Raw genomic sequence first — 18,237 nt, 5'->3', positions numbered from 1 at the left:
CGACGGTATGTCCCCGAAGGTCCGGCGGCAGCTGGTCACAACCGTGCTGTCCGGCGTCGCTCGCGGGGTGCGCCTGGCTGCGCCCGATGAGGCGGGGGTGACTACGAGGGCAGAACCGCTCACCGGCCGGACAAGACAGCCCGGTGGTGGTCTTTACGCGGTGCCGAGCTATGACAGTGGTGGACAACCGGTGCGCCTGACGAAGACCGAAGCCTTCAAGATCGACGAGGGCCTTCGTGCCTATTTCGGCTTGGCGGAGAAGCTCTGCTCAGAGGTGATGATCCGGTACTTCGTCGGTGTGCGTGAACATCTTCGCCGGATCGGGAGACGGAACTTTCCAGAATTCGCGCGCCTCACGCTGGAGCACCTCGTTCTCATGGAGCGCGCCTACGACCGCCTTGAGGTTTTCACCGACGTGGAATGGGAGGCACTGGACAAGTACTATGAAAACAAGGCTTTTCCCCGAAATTGGCCAGAGGTGAACAGTCATCTCGACGATTTTTCGCGCAGCTCGGTGCTCGCCGAAGCAAAGGCCGCGGTGGCCAAGCAGGCGGCCGTCGAGGCGGAAATAGACAAGGCGCACGCTCGCGTAGATCGGCGCAAGGAGGCGAAGGCGATCGCCCGGCTCCAAGGCCTGGAGGGAACCTACGCCGCCATCAAGGAGTATTACCGCGTCAGCACCGAGGGCTACGCCGCACGTCGGGTCGACAGGGCGGCGAAAGAGCTGGAACGCGACCTCGTCGCGGTTGGTTTCCAGGACACGGCGGAGTTCGACAAAGCGGTCCGCGCTCTGCGAGAAGTCGTCCGCGACCGCGCGATCAACATCGCGCTTTTCACCATGCGGCAGAGCGAGCAGGTCCTGCGGCGGGAGCTCCAGCGTTATCGGGAACCGGACGAGCTGAACAGGCTGGCCACGAGGCTGGCGGCGGTGCAGAACAAGCCTCAGGTGTCCGAGGACGGCATGCTGGAGATCGTCAACGATTACCCGATCTTGATGGCAGAACCGGCAAGGCGAGTCGCACTGCGAGTCGGACAGGGCAGAATCAGCCCGGATCGTCTTGGTGACATCTTGCGGCAGAACGCACAGGGACAATTGGAAAACCTCGAAAAGTGCCGGCAGAAACTACGTGAGGATCCCGAGAACATCTTCGAACTCGACCTCGTCATCGAGGAAACGCTGGACCAGCTGAACCTGTCGAAGGGAACGGTGCAGGCAGCGCTGATCAGGGAAGGACGAGCCAGACCGCGGAGCTTCGCCCGTGACTTGCTGGACATGTTCCTTCTCGTCCTCAGTTTCGCGACGGGACCGCTGGGCGCCGCGGTGCGTGCCACGGGTTTCGTGATCCAGGTCGCGGACAAGTGGTCGCAAGCCCAGGCCGACGCCGACCAGAGAGGGGCAGCATCTTCCATAGCGCCGCTGGCCACCGCGCCACCGACCGGGGGCGACTGGTGGGAACTGTTCGACTTCTTCAGTTCGGTGTTCGACCTTGTCCCCGGCTCGCCGCGAAAGTCGCCCACGGTCAAGGTGCGGCAACCCGAACCGACCGGCAAGGCCGAAATCGGGGACACTGCGCGGCCGAAGGCGCTGCCCGAACCAACCGCTACGACGGGCACAGTCGTCCCTTTGTCGACGAGCAAGCGGCCGGCCCGCGACAGGACTGCAGGTGGCGCGCCGCGGAAGCCGGGACGAGAGCGGAGGGAACAGGAAGATCTCGAGGTGCAGCGGGATAGGGAGAAAGAACGGGATCAGACGCGGAGAGAGCAGCGGAGGCGGGCAAAGCAGCTGGAGGATGTGACGCGAGCCCCCGAGCTCGTCCGAAAGCAGTTCGACAGTCTGGAAAAGGTATTCGCCGGCCAGGGCGACTTCCGCGTGCTTCCCGAGAGAGGCACGATCGGCAATCCAGGCCTACTCGCCCAGGGTTTCAGCGACGCCCTATACGTCAAAATCGGAAATCGCAAAGTGACGGTAGCCTACAACCCTACAACCCGTATGTATGCGGTCGCTCACGGCAAGGATCTCGAGTGAGGTTCCAGCTGCTCAGCTTGTTCAGACACGTGGTCCATGTGCTAGGCGGGTGTATCTAGGGCCCTTGCCGGTCATCCTTTAGGACGTGGGGCTGGATGCGGGCGACAGACCGGGCGGGCACGTGCTATTCCACGTGCTCGGCCCGTTCGAGGTGCGCGCGGAAGATCGGGTGCTTCAGCTGGGTGGCGCCCAGATCCGCACACTGCTCGCCCTGCTGACCGCCAACGCCGGCCGGGTGGTCGGCGTCGGCGCCTTGGTCGAGGCATTGTGGGGGATGGACGCCCCACCGGACGCCCACCGCACGGTGCGAACTTACGTCTCGAGGTTGCGCCGGTCGCTGGCTCCCGCCGACCTCATCGGGACGCATCCGGCCGGTTACCTGCTCCGGCTGGCGCCGGATCGCCTGGACGCCGCGACCTTCGAACGACTCGTCGCGACAGGTCGTGAGGCACTCGCCCGGTCGCGGCCCGCGGACGCCGCCGAACGGTTGTCCGCGGCGTTGTCGCTCTGGCGCGGCGACGCCTACGGAGAATTCGCGGGTAACCCGATGCTCCGCCCGGAGGCGGCGCGGCTGAACACGCTGCGGCTGGGTGCGACCGAGGATCGGATCGCCGCCGAACTGGCCACCGGGGCGAACGGTCCCTTGACCGACGAACTGGTCGCGCTGACCGAACGCCACCCTGGGCACAGCCGGCTGTGGGAACTGCTGATGACGGCCCTGTACCGGGCCGGGCGACAGGCGGACGCCCTGGAGGCGTTCGGGCGGGCCCGGTCGGTGCTGGCCGAGCGGTTCGGGCTGGATCCTTCGCCGAGGCTGGTCGAGACGCACCGGCAGGTGCTGGACAACGACGTGCGGTTACTCGGCCCGGAGCCGTCGGTACGGACGCGGCCGGCCCCGCGAGAAGCTGGCCGCAACGACCTGCCGGGTGATATCGCCGACTTCGCCGGCCGCCGGGACGAGGTCGACCAGCTGCTGGCCGCACGCACCAGTGTCCTCGCCACCGCACCGACCGCGGTGGTGATCGAAGCGATCGACGGGATGGCAGGTGTCGGCAAGACGGCGTTGGCCGTGCACGCCGCGCACCGGCTCGCTGAGCACTATCCCGACGGCTGCCTGTTCATCGACCTGCACGGTCACACCAGCAAGAAGCGCGCAGTCACGCCGATATCCGCTTTGGACACTCTCCTGCGCGCGCTCGGTGTCCCGCCCCGGGACATTCCCGATGAGCCCGAAGCGACGGCGGCACTGTGGCGTGCCGAACTGGCCACCAGATCCGTCCTGGTCGTGCTGGACAACGCCGCCGATGCCGCACAAGTCCGCCCACTGCTGCCCGGAACCGCGCGGAGCCTGGTGCTGATCACCGCCAGACGGCGACTGCTCGACCTCGAAGGCGCGCAGCTCCTGTCACTGGACGTCTTACCGGAAGCCGACGCGATCGCTTTGTTCACCGGCATCGTCGGGGCAAGCCGTTCGGCGGCGGAGGCCGAGACGATTCGCGACGTGGTCGGCCACTGCGGCCGGCTTCCACTGGCGATCCGGATCGCCGCAGCCAGGCTCCGCGCCCGTCCGGCTTGGACAGTGCACCATCTCGCGGACCGGCTGGGCAAGGCGCGCGCACCACTCACCGAGCTGGCCGCGGGAGACCGCAGCGTGGCGGCCGCGTTCGCGGTGTCGTACGACCACCTGGCGGCCGCATCGAGCCGCATGTTCCGGCTCCTCGGCCTGCACCGTGGCCCGGACCTCGACGCCGCCACGGCCGCGGCCATCGCCGGGGTGGACCGGCCGGAGGCCGAACGGCTCCTCGAAGGTCTCGTCGACGAGCATCTGCTCGAGCAGCCGGTGGCCGGCCGGTACCGCTTCCACGACCTCATCCGCCAGCACGCACACGCCGTCGCACTGACCGAGGAATCCGATGCCGCGCGGCAGGCGGCCCTGCACCGGGTGGTCGGCTTCTTCCTGCACACCGCCTACCGCGCCACCCGGCTGCTCGACCAGCAGCACCCGTCGATCGACGTCGGCATGGCGCCCCCCGAATGCCTGCCGCTCGTGCTCACCGGTGAAGCGGAAACGATGGCGTGGTTCGACGCGAATCACCAGAACGTCCTGACGGCGCGCGCGATCGCCGAGGAACAAGGCTGGCACACGGCGGTCTGGCAGCTGGCCTGGACGCTGGACAACTACCACTACCGACGTGGCCACCTGCACGACAACATCACCTCGTGGCGGGCGGGGCTCGCGGCGGCCGAGCGGCTCGGTGACACCGCCGTCCAGGCCAGGGCCCATCGTCGGCTCGGCCTGGTCTACGCGCCGTTGGGGCAAGCCACGGAAGCGCTCTACCACCTGAGACGATCCTTGGCCCTCTCCATGCGGGTCGGCGATGTACTCGGAGAGGCGGGAGCACACTTCGTACTGGCGCTCGCCTGGACCCAGCAGCACGACGACCGCCGCGCGCTCCACCACGCCATCAATGCCAAGGACCTGTACCGACGGCTGGAAAGCCCGAAATGGGAAGTGCGGTCCCTCAGCATGATCGGCGCCTGCCACACGCGGCTCGGCCACTACGAAGACGCCCGGTGTCACTGCGAAGCCGCGCTGGACCTGTCGAGGCGGCAAAAGGACGTCTTCGGGGAGGCGGACAGCCTGGAGAGTCTCGGCGCGATCGCCCATGCCACGGGACAGCACGCCGAAGCTCTCGATCACTACGGACAGGCTTTGGCGTACTGGCACGACCTCGACAACACCTACCGCCAAGCGGGTGTCCTCGCCGCTGTCGGTGATACGCACAACGCGCTCGGGGGGAACGCGGAAGCTCGAAGCGCCTGGAAAGAAGCCATCGAACTTTATCGCGCTCAAGACCTGCACACCGCGGCCGACCGGATCGAGCGACGTACGTGCGGGTCGTGACGATGCGCTGACCATCCAGGACACGCTTCCCAACGACGTGATGACCGACCGCTCGCTCCGGGCGGGACCGCGCCTTTCCGCTAGCCGCGGTGTTTGTCGAGTGCGGTCAGGCGTTCGCTGAGCCGCCACAGCCTGCCGACCGCTTCCGGATCCACCGAAGCAGCCGATGCCTTCGAGGGCAGCCGGCCCTCGTAGTAGCCGCCGGTGAGCACTTTCGCGTCGGGCCTGGCCAGTTTGGCCACCGCTTCGGCGCCGTCGGGGATGGGTCGGCCGCGGTAGCTGTAGTACGGCAGCATGGCGGTGGTGATGATGCCTGGGTGCACGCTGACCGCTTCGCGGATCTTCGGCCGCAGTTCGGTCAGGGCGGTGGTGAACATGGTCAGCGCGAGTTTCGACTGGGCGTAGGCGGCGCCGCGGTTGTAGCGGCGTTTCCAGTTCAGGTCGTTCCAGTTGATCCGGCCGCCGCGGTGCAGTGTGGAGGACACGTTCACCACCCGGCCGATGGGCGAGCGGGCGAGGGGTTCCTCGATCAGGCGGGTGAGCAGGTAGGGCGCGAGGTAGTTGACCTGGAGGGTCTGTTCGTGGCCGTCTCTGGTGATGGTCCGGTGGCTGGTGCCGCCGGTCCCGGCGTTGTTGACCAGCACGTCGAGCCGCGGGTGCTCCGCGGTGAGGGTGGCCGCGAGGTCGGCCACCTGGCGCAGGTCGGCGAAGTCGGCGACCGCGGGTCGGAGCCGTCGGGGGTCGATACCGGTGTTGACCAGGCGTTGGAACGTGTGCGTGCTTTCTTCTTCGGTGCGCGCGTGTGCGATGACGGTCGTGCCGTCGGCGGCGAGCAGGCGTGCGGTTTCGAAACCGATGCCGGCACTGCTTCCGGTGACGAGTACGACAGGGTTTTCGGGCATGATTCATCCAAAGTGGATTCCAGGGCGCGGAAAAAGCGCCGGCGGGTGGGGGATACCGGCCGGCCGGTGAATCAGCGTTCGCGCGATGTATCTCCGGCCGGCCCCGGATCGGGCGGCCGGTCGTCATGACGCACACCCCGCCCCAGCCCTCGGACGCCGCCTTTGCCCACGCTGTCCAGGCAACCGATGCGGCGCCGCGACCTCAAGCGGCCCGAGAGCGAATTTACAGATTCCTTGCGGAAGCTGTCCCGTCGGTAGCGATCTGGGTCCTGCTCGCCGAGCCACCGCACGAGCACTCACCTGTCCGGTGAAAACCGGCACCGGTGCTCACTGCTTCGTCAGCGTGAAGAAGACGCGCAACCGTAGTAGTCAGCCGTCAGCGGCGAGTTGGCCGCATGCGGCGGCGATCTCCTGGCCGCGGGTGTCGCGCACGGTGCAGGCCACTCCCCCGGCGTTGACCCGGCGGACAAACTCACGCTCCACAGGCTTCGGCGAAGCGTCCCACTTCGAGCCCGGTGTCGGGTTCAGCGGAATGACGTTGACGTGTACCAGCTGTCCCAAATGCTGGCGCAGGCGCTTGGCCAGCAGGTCCGCGCGCCAAGGCTGATCATTGATATCCCTGATCAACGCGTACTCGATCGACACGCGACGGCCCGTGCGGTCAAGAAAATAGCGGGCCGCATTGAGTACCTCGTCGACCGACCAGCGGTTGTTCACCGGAACCAGAGTATCTCGCAGCTCATCGTCCGGCGTGTGCAGCGAAACAGCCAACCGCACCTGCATCTTCTCGTCCGCCAACTTCCGGATCGCCGGCGCCAGGCCCACGGTCGACACCGTCACCGAACGCTGCGAGATTCCCAAACCGGACGGAGCGGGCTCGGTGATCCGACGAACCGCGGCCACCACCCGCTTGTAATTCGCGAGAGGCTCCCCCATGCCCATGAAGACGATGTTCGACAGCCGACCCGGCCCGCCCACCATCTCACCGTCGCGCATCACCGCGGCGGCCGAGCGGACCTGGTCGACGATCTCCGCGGTGGACAGGTTCCGCTCCAGGCCGCCCTGCCCGGTCGCGCAGAACGGGCAGGCCATTCCGCAGCCGGCCTGGCTGGAAATGCACAGCGTGGCCCGGTCCGGGTAGCGCATCAGCACGCTCTCCAGCAGGGTGCCGTCGTGCGCGCGCCACAGCGTCTTGCGCGTGCCGCCGTCGTCGCAGGACAGCGCCCGCACCTCGGTGAGCAGCGGCGGCATCAGCTCGTCCACCAGCCGCTGCCGGGAGGCGGCCGGGATGTCGGTCATCGCCTCCGGGTCGACGGTCAGCCGGGAGAAGTAGTGGTTGGACAGCTGCTTGGCGCGGAACGGCTTCTCGCCGAGCTCGGCGACCGCGGCGGCCCGCTCGTCGGCGGAGAGGTCGGCGAGATGCCGCGGCGGGAGGCCGCGCTTGGGCGCGTCGAAGACGAGAGGGAGGGCAGTCATAACCGGTCCATTGTCCCACGTCGTGCCGGGTGACCGGCGTCGCGGCGACCGTTCCTTGCGAGCCGACTGTTTCCGATATATCGTGAACGTGTCGGAACAGTACGTTGAAAGGAACCCATCATGAGACAACGACCCTTCCCACCTCCGCACGTCCGCGCCGCTTTCGGCCCGTGGGCCCGTGGCGGGTTCGGCGAATTCCCTCCCGGCTGGGGCCCTGGTGGACCCGGCGGGCCCGGCGGACCGCCCTGGATGCGCGGCGGCTTCGGCCCTGGCGGCCCCGGCGGCCGTGGACCGCGCGGGCACGGCCGGCGCGGCCGGCGCGGTGACGTCCGCTCGGCGATCCTCACCCTGCTGGCCGAGCAGCCCCGGCACGGCTACGAGATCATCAGCGAGATCGCGGAGCGCAGCGGCGGATTCTGGAAGCCGAGCCCCGGCTCGGTCTACCCGACCCTGCAGCTGCTCGCCGACGAAGGACTGGTGACCAGCACCGAAGACGGTGGCAAGCGCCTGTTCGAGCTGACCGAAACCGGCCGCGCGGCGGCGGAGGGCCAGCAGGGCGCACCGCCGTGGGAGCAGATCGCGCACGACGTGGACCCGAACGAGGTCAACCTGCGCAAGGCGGGCGGCATGCTGGCCGCCGCCGTGTTCCAGGTCGCCCAGGCCGGCTCGTCCGCGCAGCAGGCGCGCGCCGTGGAGGCGCTGAACGAGGCACGCCGGACGATCTACGGCATTCTCGGCGAGACCGACGAGCCGGAAGCACCGGACACGGACGACTCGAAGACCGAAGAGTGAGCGCCACAGGGAGTTAGCGGGTCCTGCCGGGCCCGCTAACTCCCGGGCAGCACCAGCCCGGCCGGCTTGCGCCGGACGTGCACGCGATAACCCACCGGCAGCGTGACCCCAGAGCCCTCCGCGAGCCCTTGGCCAGAGTCGTTGCCGCGCAACACTTCCTCGATCGCACTGGCCGCGACCGGGGCGCTGAACTCGATCTTCAGCACGGCCTCCATCGCGGCACGGCCGTCGAACCGCCATCGGGTTTCCACGCGGCGGCAACGAAATCCCTGATCCGCGAAGAAGGCATCGACCCCGGGCGGGTCGTAGTCCGGCAGATCAGCGCGCATCCACCGGCCGTAGGGCTCGCTGGACACATCGAGATCGACGATCACCAGCGAGCCGCCGGGACGCAGCACGCGATCCGCCTCGCGCAGCCCGGGTTCACAACCGGGACCGAAGAAGTACGCCGTCCTGGCATGGACGAGATCCACGCTGCGATCCGGCAATGGCAGCCGCTGGGCGGCGCCACGGCGCACCCCGACCGACGGCAGCACGGCCACCCGCCGCTCCGCGCGCCGCAGCAGCGGGCGGTGCGGCTCCACGCCGAGCACCGACTTCGCGGTCTCGGCGAAACGCGGCAGGTGAAAACCGTCCCCGCAGCCGACGTCGAGCACGTCGAGACCGGACCAGTCGCATTCCTCGGCGAGCACGCGCCAGATCTCGCCGTCGACGTCCTGCGCGCGGTTCTCGATTTCGTATGCCCGCGGGTAGTACCAGATATTAGGACTGGGCAAAATGTCCACTTTGCGCCGATTAACCGAATTGCCTTCCAGTTCGGTGAGCCAACCAGAAGCTCCTCGCCTACGCCACGACGAGGGAAGTTCTGTTGCGGCGCGAGCGAACTTCTTCACGTCACCAGCATATTGGGCACCCATCCGGCGTCTGTCCCCGCCGACCGAAAAGGTGAACACTTCGACGCACTCCGGTTTCAACCTGTGCCATCAACGGGATGAACGTCCCGGCGCCGCAGTAGGATCCTGCCGTACACGACAAGCGCGCAAGGGAGGGCAAGCATGTCGGTCGATTCCGCCACGGCGCGAGCCGTACTCCCCTCGGGACTACCCTGCTGGGTCGAGCTCGCCGCCATGGACGAGCTGTCCGCACAGCGGTTCTACGGTGAGCTGTTCGGCTGGGAGTACCAGGTGCACCGCGACCCGGCGACGCCGACCGGCCGCTACGCCATCGCCACCCTGGGGGACATCCCGGTCGGCGGCCTGTACCGGTCGGCCGCGACCCAGCCGGTCGGCTGGACCATGCACCTGGCGGTGAACAACACCTCGGCCACCGCGGAATGGGTGGAGCACCTCGGTGGGCAGAACACCCTCGGCCCGGTCGAGATCCCGGACCGCGGCAGCATCCTGCACGCGATCGACCCCACCGGCGCGCCGGTGGTGTTCTGGCAGCCATTGGACACCTGGCAGTTCGGCAACGGCATGCCGAACAGCTTCACCGGCGCGGACCTCAACACGCACGACGGCGTCGCCGCCGACCACTTCTTCGGCAAGCTGTTCAACTACACCACCCAGCAGGTCGGCGACCTGCACAGCGTGGACTACGTGGAGTGGCGGCTCGACCACCAGCCGACGGTGTACCGCTACGTGATGGGCCCCGAATACCGCTCGGACACCCCGCCGCACTGGATGATCTACTTCGAGGTCGACCCGGCCCGCGGCGCGGACGCGACCGCCGGGCACGCGATCATGCTCGGCGGCACGGTGGTGATCCAGCCGTACGACACGCCATGGGGCCGGATCGCGGTGCTCGCCGATCCGGACGGCGCGGTGTTCTCGGTGATCGACCATTCACGCGTGGTGGAAGGCTGGGGCCGGGCCGAGGTGGACGACCCCTACGACGACTGAGCCGACTGAGCCGACTGAGGTGGCACGCTCCACAGCAGGTCGGCCAGCTGCTCCAGCGAGTCGAGCCCGGCTAGGCGTTCGGCCGGAAAGTCCGCCAGCACGTCGAAATCGTGCAGCAGGGTGAAGGCCAGCAACTCGTGCGGGTCGATCGGGCCCCAGCCGTAGCCCTCCAGGAAAGCGCCGAGCAGCGAGCTGTCGCCGAAGAACAGCCCGAGGTGCAGGACGACCAGCTCGTAGCGCGGGTCGCCGGCGTAGGTGTCACCGAAGTCGATCAGACCGGTGATGGCGCCGGCTTCGTCCAGGAAGACATGATCGGCATGCAGGTCGCCGTGGATCAGCACGGGCTTGGTCGCACGCAGCAACTCCGCCGGTGCGGGCAGGTATTCGTCGAGCCGGTCGCACAGCTTCGCCGGGAGCCTGCCCCAGGTGCGGTGGTCCTGGACCGCCCGGGCCCGGCGCTCGTCCAGCAGGGCGGCGAACCTGGTGCCGTCGCCCAGCAGGCTGCCGCCGTCGAGCGGGACCTCGTGCAGCCGGCGGACCAGCCCGCCGAGTTCCCGCGCGAACCGGAGCCGATCCCGTTCGTCCATTGTGGACATCGCAGAGCGGTACGGCAGCCCCGGCATCCGGCTGGTGACCAGGTACGGCCAAGGCCAGCCCGTGCCGCCGGCACCCAGCTCACCGGCGGCCAGCAGTTCGGGCAGCGGCAGGCCGGCTCCGGCGGTCAGCGCGTAGAACTCGGACTCCACCGCGTGGCTGTCCGGCCCGCACCAGCGATCGCCGAAGATCTTCACCACCAGGCCGGTATCGGTGAGCATGGTCGGATAGGTGCCCTTGCTCCCGGACACGATCCGCTCCGGCGCGGAGTACCCGTGCCTGGCCAGTGCTTCACGGGCGAACGGCGCCCAGTACCGGCTGTCGGCCAGCAGCCGCACGTACTCCGGGTCCGAGCGGATGTCCGGGATCACGCGGGTACGAAAGCCGACAACAGCAGCCAGGAGACCACCGCGGACGGGAGCAGCGAGTCGAGCCGGTCCATCAGGCCACCGTGGCCGGGCAGCATCGTGCCCATGTCCTTGATGCCGAGGTCACGCTTGATCAGCGACTCCACCAGGTCGCCCAGGGTCGCGGTGAGCACGATGGCGGCGCCGAAGAGCACGCCCTGCCAGGCCTGCCCGTCCAGCAGCAGGCTGAGCGTCAGCGCGCCGGCGGCCACGCCCGCGATCATCGAACCGGCGAAGCCTTCCCAGGTCTTCTTGGGGCTGATCGACGGCGCCATCGGGTGCTTGCCGCCGAGCACACCCGCGATGTAGCCACCGGTGTCCGAGGCGACCACGCCGATCATGAACGCCAGCACCCGGCCAACGCCGTCCACCGGCGGCACGAGCATCGCCGCGAACGCACCGAACAGCGGCAGGTAGGCGGCGGCGAACACCGAGGCACCGACGTCCCGCAGGTACCCGTCGGCACCGCCGGGCAGCCGCCACAGCAGGCACACCAGCACGGTGAGCACGAACGCGGTGAGCGCGCCCTCGCGGCCGAACGGCCAGGCCAACCAGATCATCGCCTGGCCACCGGCCAGCACCGGGATCAGCGAGATCCGGATGGCCGCCGCCCGGCGCAGCGCACCGGCAAGCTCGATGGTGCCCACCGCGATCGCCGCCGCGATGATCGCGATGAAGAGGTAGCGCCAGGTGAGCAGCGAACCGATGATCGCGGCGCCGAGCAGGACACCGACCCCGATCGCCGCGGGCAGATTCCGCCCGGCCCGCGACGCCTTCTTGGCCGGTTCCTCGGGTTGTTCCGGCTGCGCGGCTTGCGCCACGTTCTCGCGTTCCTCGCTCACCTGGGCCATCAGACCTCGAGCAGCTCGGTTTCTTTGTGCTTGACGAGCTCTTCGACCTGGTGCACGTAGCTGTCGGTGAGGTTCTGCAGTTCCTTCTCAGCGCGCACGACGTCGTCTTCGCCCGCTTCGCCGTCCTTCTGGATCCGGTCCAGCTCTTCCTTGGCCTTGCGCCGGACGCTGCGGATGGAGACCTTCGCGTCCTCGCCCTTGCCCTTGGCGACCTTGACCATCTCCTTGCGCCGCTCCTCGGTGAGCTGCGGGATGGTGATCCGGATGATGGTGCCGTCGTTGCCCGGGTTCACGCCGAGGTCGGACTCGCGGATCGCCTTCTCGATCGCTCCAAGCTGGCTGGCGTCATAGGGCTTGATGATCGCCATCCTGGCTTCCGGGATGCTCACGCTGGCCAGCTGGTTCAGCGGAGTGGGCGCGCCGTAGTACTCCACCACGATGCGGGAGAACATCGACGGGTTGGCACGGCCGGTGCGTACCGACGACAGATCCTCCTTGGCGACGGACACTGCTTTTTCCATCTTCTCCTCGGCGTCGAGGAGGGTCTCGTCGATCACGGCTACTCCCGTTGTCTGTGTGGTTGTGCTGTGTCTTCTTCAAGGTCTTCCGCAAGAAGCACGGTGCAGATCCCACCAGGTCTAGGCGGACGGCCTTCCGGCGGGGGTACTGACCAAGGTGCCGATCCTCTCACCACTCACCGCGCGGGCGATGTTCCCCTCGGTGAGCAGGTTGAACACAATAATCGGCATCCGGTTGTCCATGCAGAGGCTGAAGGCGGTCGCGTCGGCTACTTTCAGCCCGCGCTCCAGAACCTCGCGGTGGGTGATCTCGTGGAACATCCTGGCACCGGGGTCGCTCTTCGGGTCGGCGGTATAGACGCCGTCCACGGCCTTCGCCATCAACACCGCGTCACAGCCGATCTCCAGCGCGCGCTGCGCGGCGGCGGTATCGGTGGAAAAGTACGGCATGCCGACACCGGCGGCGAAGATGACCACACGGCCCTTCTCCAGATGCCGCTCGGCGCGCCGGGGGATGTACGGCTCGGCGACCTGCCCCATCGTGATCGCGCTCTGCACGCGGGTCGGCAGCCCTTCCTTCTCCAGGAAGTCCTGCAGGGCAAGGCAGTTCATCACGGTACCGAGCATGGCCATGTAGTCGGCCCGGTCCCGGTCCATGCCGCGCTGCGAAAGCTCGGCGCCGCGGAAGTAGTTGCCCCCTCCGATGACCACCGCCATCTGGACCCCGGTGCGGACCACGTCGGCGATCTGGACGGCGACCGAATGCACCACGTCGGGGTCGACACCCACCGCGCCCCCGCCGAACATCTCGCCGCCCAGCTTGAGCAATACCCGCCGGTAACCGCCGTCGGGCCGCTCTGCAGTCATCTCGTCCTCCGTGTTCACCTGCTGCTCCGGTGTCCCGTCGCAACTGTGCCCCGTCCCCGAAGTGAGCGGAGACGGGGCACAGTCACGCCGATCGAAATCTACTGCTGGCCGACCTCGAAGCGAGCGAACCGGGTGACGGTCACGCCTGCGTCGTCCAGAAGAGCCTTCACGGTCTTCTTGTTGTCGGTCACCGACGGCTGCTCGAGCAGCACGTTGTCCTTGTAGTAGGCGTTGACCTTACCCTCGACGATCTTGGGCAGCGCCTGCTCCGGCTTGCCCTCCTCGCGCGCGGTCTGGTCGGCGATGCGCCGCTCGTTCTCGACGAGCTCGGCGGGCACCTCGTCGCGGCTCAGGTACTTCGCCTTGAGCGCGGCGACCTGCATCGCCGCGTTGCGCGCGGCGTCGGCGCTGTCACCGGTGTACTCGACCAGCACGCCGACGGCGGGCGGCAGGCCGGCGCCACGGCGGTGCAGGTAGGTCTCGGTGGTGCCCTCGAAGACCACCACGCGACGCAGCTCGAGCTTCTCGCCGATCCGCGCGGCCAGCTCCTGGATCGCGTCGTTCACGGTCTTGCCGTCCAGCTCGGCGGCCTTCAGCTGCTCGACGTCGTCGGTCTTGACCGTCTTGGCCACCCCGACGATCTTCTCGGCGAGCTGCTGGAACTCCTCGTTCTTGGCGACGAAGTCGGTCTCCGAGTCGAGCTCGATCAGCACGCCGCCGTCGCCGGCGACCAGGCCCTCGGCGGTGGCGCGCTCAGCGCGCTTGCCGACGTCCTTGGCGCCCTTGATCCGAAGGAACTCGACGGCCTTGTCGAAGTCGCCGTCGTTCTCTTCGAGCGCCTTCTTGCAGTTCATCATGCCGGCGCCGGTGAGCTCGCGGAGGCGCTTTACGTCTGCCGCGGTGTAATTCGCCATCGTGCGTTGTCCGTCCTTTTTCGGTACGCGCGTGAAATGTGTGCTGGCTTGGTACCGGGTGGCGGGCCGACCGGAGCCGGCCCGCCACCCTGGCGGTGAATCAGGAAGCGGTGGTCTGCTCGGCAGGCGCTTCGGTGCTGGCCTCGACGTTCCCGGCGGCCTGGCCGGCGTCCTCGGCGGGGGTCTCGGAGCCGGCGAGCAGCTCCTTCTCCCACTCGGCCAGCGGCTCGTCGGAGGCGACCCCGGGCTCGGGCTTGTCCTTGCCCTCGGCCGCGGAACCGTTGCGGCCGGAGCGGGCCATCAGCCCGGCGGCGGCGGCCTCGGCCACGACCTTGGTCAGCAGCGCGGCGGAGCGGATCGCGTCGTCGTTGCCCGGGATCGGGAAGTCGACCTCGTCCGGGTCGCAGTTGGTGTCCAGGATCGCGACGACCGGGATGTTCAGCTTCCTGGCCTCACCGACCGCGATGTGCTCCTTCTTGGTGTCCACGATCCACACGGCGCTGGGCACCTTGGACATGTCGCGGATACCGCCGAGGGTCTTCTCCAGCTTGTCCTTCTCGCGGGTCAGCGTCAGGATCTCGCGCTTGTTCAGCCCGACGAAACCGCCGGTCTGCTCCATCGACTCGAGCTCCTTGAGGCGCTGGAGGCGCTTGTGCACGGTCTGGAAGTTGGTCAGCATCCCACCGAGCCAGCGCTGGTTCACGAAGGGCATGCCGACCCGGAGCGCCTCGCTGGCGATCGCTTCCTGGGCCTGCTTCTTCGTGCCGACGAACATGATGGTGCCGCCGTGCGCGACGGTCTCCTTGATGAACTCGTACGCACGATCGATGTAGGTCAGCGTCTGCTGCAGATCGATGATGTAGATGCCGTTGCGCTCGGTGAAGATGTAGCGCTTCATCTTCGGGTTCCAGCGGCGGGTCTGATGCCCGAAGTGCACGCCGCTGTCGAGCAGCTGTTTCATGGTGACGACGGCCATGGCCGGTTGCACCTCTTCTGTCTTGAGCACACCGGGCGTCCGCGCCGGCGTGCATGGTCGGTTTTCCGCTACTGACCGGGTGGTCAGCAGCCCTGACGCGAGGCCGGAGCCCGGACCCTTCGACTGTTCACCGCTGGGACCGCCGGACACCGTGCGTTCCGCTCACCAGGCGAACCGCTGGACGCACTGGACAACCTCGGAACATGCACTCGCGTGCGAAGTCAGCCCGCTTACGCGAGCTGCGCAAAATAGTGTACGCCGACGGCCCGGAGCCCTGCGCACCGGCAGCACCGAAACCACCGAGTTGTCCACATGCGTCCCGGCTGTCCACAGATTTCCGGCGCACCCCCCACCGCCCGCCATGACCGGTGACGCTGGACGCATGACTCATATCGCTCAGGAACGCTCAAATGTTCCCGCTCGCCAGGTGAACCGGAACAGACGCCCTCTACCGGACAGGCGGCCGGGCAGGCACCGGCGGCCGCCCAGGTTCCGGCGGAGCCGCCTGTTGCTGCTTCTGCTGCTTACCGGCGTACTCGCGGTGCCGATCGCCGCGGCCGCGGAGCCGCCGGTGTACCAGGAACCCCGGTTCGGCTGGCCGCTCGCGCCGGAGCCCGCGGTGACCCGACCCTTCGAGGCCCCCAGCTCCGAATACGGCCCAGGCCACCGTGGAGTGGACCTCGGCGCCGCCACCGGCCAGCAGGTACTGGCCGCCGGTCCCGGCGTGGTGGTGTTCGCCGGGTTGGTGGCGGGCCGCGAAGTGCTGTCGATCGACCACGACGGTGGCCTGCGCAGCACGTACGAACCGGTGAGTCCCGGCGTGGCGACCGGGGACCAGGTGTCGGGCGGGCAGGTAGTCGCCACCGTGCTGGCCGGGCACCCGGAGTGCGCCGTGGAAGCCTGCCTGCACTGGGGTGTCAGGCGCGGCGACGAGTACCTCAACCCGCTCACGTTGATCCAGACCGATTCGGTCCTGCGCCTGAAGCCTTGGGACGGCTGACCGGACCTGACCGGGCGCGGATCAGCTGCTGGCCTGCTCCACGAGCTTGGCCCGCAGCCGCAGCACCGCCCTGGTGTGCAGCTGGCTGACCCTGGACTCGGTCACCCCGAGCACCTTGCCGATCTCGGCCAGGGTGAGGCTTTCGAAGTAGTAGAGGCTGACCACGATCCGGTCGCGCTCGGTGAGTTGCGCGATGGCCTCGGCGAGCTGCCGCCGGTTGTCCTGGTCCACCAGCACGGCGACCGGGTCGATCGCGTCGTCGTCGGGCAGGGTGTCGACCAGCGAACCGGAGTCCTTACCGGCCGCGACCAGGTCTTCCAGTGCGACCACGCTGGTCAGTTGCAGCTGGCCGTACAGATCGCGCAGATCGTCCACGCTGATGTCGAGCTCCACGGCCAGCTCGGCGTCGGTGGGCGTGCGGTTCAGCCGGGCGCCGAGCCGTTCCAGGGCCCGCTCCGCCTCCCGCGCACGGGCCCGCACGACCCTGGGCACCCAGTCCTGCGAGCGCAGGTCGTCCAGGATGGCGCCGCGGATGCGCTGCATCGCATAGGTTTCGAAGCGAAGACCGCGGTCCGGATCGAACTTCTCGATCGCGTCGACCAGGCCGAAGATGCCGGACTGCACGAGGTCGCCCACGTCGACATGGGTCGGCAGGCCGGTGCCAACCCGGCCGGCCACGTACTTGACCAGTGGCGCGTAGTGGAGCACGAGCCGGTCCCTGATCCGCTGCTGTGGGGCCCGCGCGAACTGCTGCCACAGCGCCTGGACCCCCGCCTCCACGTCGCTGCCCGGCCGCGTCGCGCTTCGTGCGGGCACGACGCCATCACCGCCCGGCGAGGAGGTGTCAGCGCGGTCGGTGTCGTTCACCTGGAGGTCGGCGGTCACGGGACCGCCGTTCTCGGCAGTGGCGGGGTCAGTTCGCTCTCCGGGCTCGTACGTTGTCGGTAGCACGCCCGGAACCGGAGTACGGGCGGGTGTGCTCGGCGGCTCCGTCCGCGCGCGACGGCTGAACGTGAAGACTGGCCTCTGCTCCCCCGGAATCATCGGGCCCTGGGATGCGCTTGGTCATGGATCGCCTTCAGCCGCTCGACCGTCACGTGAGTGTAGAGCTGCGTCGTGGCAAGCGTAGCGTGACCGAGCAGTTCCTGAACGCTGCGAAGGTCAGCACCGCCTTCCAGAAGATGAGTGGCCGCCGTGTGGCGTAGCCCGTGTGGCCCCATCTCCGTAGCGCCGGGCACCGAATCGACCGCGTCGTGCACCACCCGCCGCACCGTACGCGGGTCCAGCCGGCCACCGCGAACGCCAAGGAACAGTGCCGCGGACGCCTGCTTGGTGGCCGCTTCGGCGAGTACCGGCCTGCCCTCGGTCAGCCAGGTACGCAGGGCGCGTTCCGCCGGAACTCCGAACGGCACCATCCGTTCCTTGCCGCCCTTGCCGAGCACGCGCACCACCCTCCGCTCGAAGTCGAGGTCGTCGAGATCAAGCCCGCACAGTTCGGACACCCGGACCCCGGTGGCGTAAAGCAGTTCGAGCACCGCGTGGTCGCGCACCGCGGGCGCGTCCAGCTGCGCCGCGCCCGCTCCGGACGCCCGCATCACCTCGCCGGCCTGGTCCGCGCGAAGCACCCCGGGCAGCGTGCGATGCGGCCGCGGCGCCACCAGCCTGGCGCCGGGGTCGGTGGCGAGCGCTCCCGTACGCCGCGCCCACGCGGTGAAGGTGCGGGCGGCCGCGGCGCGCCTGGCCAGTGTGGTCCGGCTCGCGCCGGTGGCCCGCTGGTCCGCGAGCCAGGCCCGCAGCACGCCCACCTCCAGCCCGGCGAGAGTGGGCACCGCCTCGCGCCCTGGTCGCGGCTCGGGGACACCGTGCAGAAACCCCAGCAGCAGCACGAGGTCACCGAGGTAGGCCCGGACGGTGTGCTCGGAAAGCCCGCGTTCCAACCGCAGGTGACGTTCGTAGTCCACCAGCAATCCGGCCGTCTCTGCCGGCAGCCCGGCCCGGATCGCGCGCAGGTCCGGGCGGCGTCCAGCCCGGCCTTGGCCGCGATCGTGACCGTTCGCTGACGACATGGATCCTCACGCTGCGCGATTGCCGGCCCGTGGTCAAGTATC

The 18,237-nt window shown here is 68.5% G+C and carries 16 protein-coding genes; 5 read left to right on the top strand and 11 right to left on the bottom strand.

Features of this window, described 5'->3' with window-relative positions:
- Nucleotides 1-7 precede the first annotated feature (7 nt).
- Nucleotides 8-2,026 (top strand): hypothetical protein, encoded by a 2,019-nt coding sequence (locus tag AMYNI_RS0127425; RefSeq protein ID WP_157357496.1) that lies wholly within the window; start codon nt 8-10, stop codon nt 2,024-2,026.
- An 85-nt stretch (nt 2,027-2,111) separates the two neighbouring features.
- Complete coding sequence (locus AMYNI_RS0127420) at nt 2,112-4,931, top strand: AfsR/SARP family transcriptional regulator (RefSeq protein WP_051116371.1); 2,820 nt, start codon at nt 2,112-2,114, stop codon at nt 4,929-4,931.
- A gap of 80 nt (nt 4,932-5,011) precedes the next feature.
- Here AMYNI_RS0127420 and AMYNI_RS0127415 read toward each other — a convergent pair whose 3' ends face one another.
- Together AMYNI_RS0127415 and rlmN are read right to left on the bottom strand one after the other, a co-directional pair.
- Nucleotides 5,012-5,833, bottom strand: coding sequence for an SDR family NAD(P)-dependent oxidoreductase (locus AMYNI_RS0127415; RefSeq protein WP_020671279.1), 822 nt, complete (start codon nt 5,831-5,833; stop codon nt 5,012-5,014).
- A gap of 369 nt (nt 5,834-6,202) precedes the next feature.
- Nucleotides 6,203-7,309, bottom strand: a complete 1,107-nt coding sequence (gene rlmN, locus AMYNI_RS0127410) for a dual-specificity RNA methyltransferase RlmN (protein WP_020671278.1) — start codon at nt 7,307-7,309, stop codon at nt 6,203-6,205.
- Nucleotides 7,310-7,429: 120 nt separating this feature from the next.
- Between rlmN and AMYNI_RS0127405 the strand changes: the two genes are divergently transcribed.
- Nucleotides 7,430-8,101 (top strand): PadR family transcriptional regulator, encoded by a 672-nt coding sequence (locus AMYNI_RS0127405; protein WP_026360997.1) that lies wholly within the window; start codon nt 7,430-7,432, stop codon nt 8,099-8,101.
- Nucleotides 8,102-8,136: 35 nt separating this feature from the next.
- Here the strand turns inward: AMYNI_RS0127405 and AMYNI_RS45490 are convergent, their stop codons facing one another.
- Nucleotides 8,137-8,880 carry a class I SAM-dependent methyltransferase gene (locus AMYNI_RS45490; protein WP_245574217.1) on the bottom strand — a complete coding sequence of 248 codons (744 nt, stop codon included), beginning with the start codon at nt 8,878-8,880 and terminating at the stop codon, nt 8,137-8,139.
- Nucleotides 8,881-9,156: 276 nt separating this feature from the next.
- On the opposite strand from AMYNI_RS45490, the gene AMYNI_RS0127395 reads away from it, so the two are divergent.
- Entirely contained in the window at nt 9,157-10,002 is an 846-nt protein-coding gene (locus tag AMYNI_RS0127395; protein ID WP_026360996.1) for a VOC family protein, read from the top strand.
- Here AMYNI_RS0127395 and AMYNI_RS0127390 read toward each other — a convergent pair.
- The 6 genes from AMYNI_RS0127390 to rpsB form a co-directional block, all read right to left on the bottom strand.
- Complete coding sequence (locus tag AMYNI_RS0127390; RefSeq protein WP_020671274.1) at nt 9,990-10,967, bottom strand: phosphotransferase family protein; 978 nt, start codon at nt 10,965-10,967, stop codon at nt 9,990-9,992. The genes AMYNI_RS0127395 and AMYNI_RS0127390 overlap by 13 nt on opposite strands.
- Nucleotides 10,964-11,854, bottom strand: a complete 891-nt coding sequence (locus AMYNI_RS0127385; RefSeq protein WP_020671273.1) for a phosphatidate cytidylyltransferase — start codon at nt 11,852-11,854, stop codon at nt 10,964-10,966. The genes AMYNI_RS0127390 and AMYNI_RS0127385 overlap by 4 nt, the downstream gene beginning before the upstream one ends.
- Complete coding sequence (gene frr / locus AMYNI_RS0127380; protein WP_020671272.1) at nt 11,854-12,411, bottom strand: ribosome recycling factor; 558 nt, start codon at nt 12,409-12,411, stop codon at nt 11,854-11,856. The genes AMYNI_RS0127385 and frr overlap by 1 nt, the downstream gene beginning before the upstream one ends.
- Nucleotides 12,412-12,492: 81 nt before the next feature.
- A complete protein-coding gene (gene pyrH / locus AMYNI_RS0127375; RefSeq protein WP_026360995.1) occupies nt 12,493-13,239 on the bottom strand; it encodes a UMP kinase in 747 nt (248 codons plus the stop codon).
- 98 nt (nt 13,240-13,337) lie between these two features.
- Entirely contained in the window at nt 13,338-14,153 is an 816-nt protein-coding gene (gene tsf / locus AMYNI_RS0127370) for a translation elongation factor Ts (protein ID WP_020671270.1), read from the bottom strand.
- Nucleotides 14,154-14,253: 100 nt separating this feature from the next.
- A complete protein-coding gene (gene rpsB, locus AMYNI_RS0127365) occupies nt 14,254-15,129 on the bottom strand; it encodes a 30S ribosomal protein S2 (protein WP_026360994.1) in 876 nt (291 codons plus the stop codon).
- Nucleotides 15,130-15,637: 508 nt separating this feature from the next.
- On the opposite strand from rpsB, the gene AMYNI_RS0127360 reads away from it, so the two are divergent.
- Nucleotides 15,638-16,129 (top strand): M23 family metallopeptidase, encoded by a 492-nt coding sequence (locus AMYNI_RS0127360; protein WP_020671268.1) that lies wholly within the window; start codon nt 15,638-15,640, stop codon nt 16,127-16,129.
- Between the two features lie 21 nt (nt 16,130-16,150).
- On the opposite strand, the gene AMYNI_RS0127355 is transcribed toward AMYNI_RS0127360, so the two are convergent.
- Complete coding sequence (locus AMYNI_RS0127355) at nt 16,151-17,173, bottom strand: FliA/WhiG family RNA polymerase sigma factor (RefSeq protein WP_425387914.1); 1,023 nt, start codon at nt 17,171-17,173, stop codon at nt 16,151-16,153.
- Nucleotides 17,170-18,195 (bottom strand): tyrosine recombinase XerC, encoded by a 1,026-nt coding sequence (locus tag AMYNI_RS0127350; RefSeq protein ID WP_084628484.1) that lies wholly within the window; start codon nt 18,193-18,195, stop codon nt 17,170-17,172. Before AMYNI_RS0127350 ends, AMYNI_RS0127355 begins: the two co-directional genes overlap by 4 nt.
- Nucleotides 18,196-18,237: the final 42 nt, after the last annotated feature.

Origin of the sequence: Amycolatopsis nigrescens CSC17Ta-90 (assembly GCF_000384315.1) — a bacterium.
Lineage (GTDB): Bacteria > Actinomycetota > Actinomycetes > Mycobacteriales > Pseudonocardiaceae > Amycolatopsis > Amycolatopsis nigrescens.
Note: the sequence above shows the minus strand (reverse complement) of the source record. Positions and strands in the feature narration are given on the sequence as shown.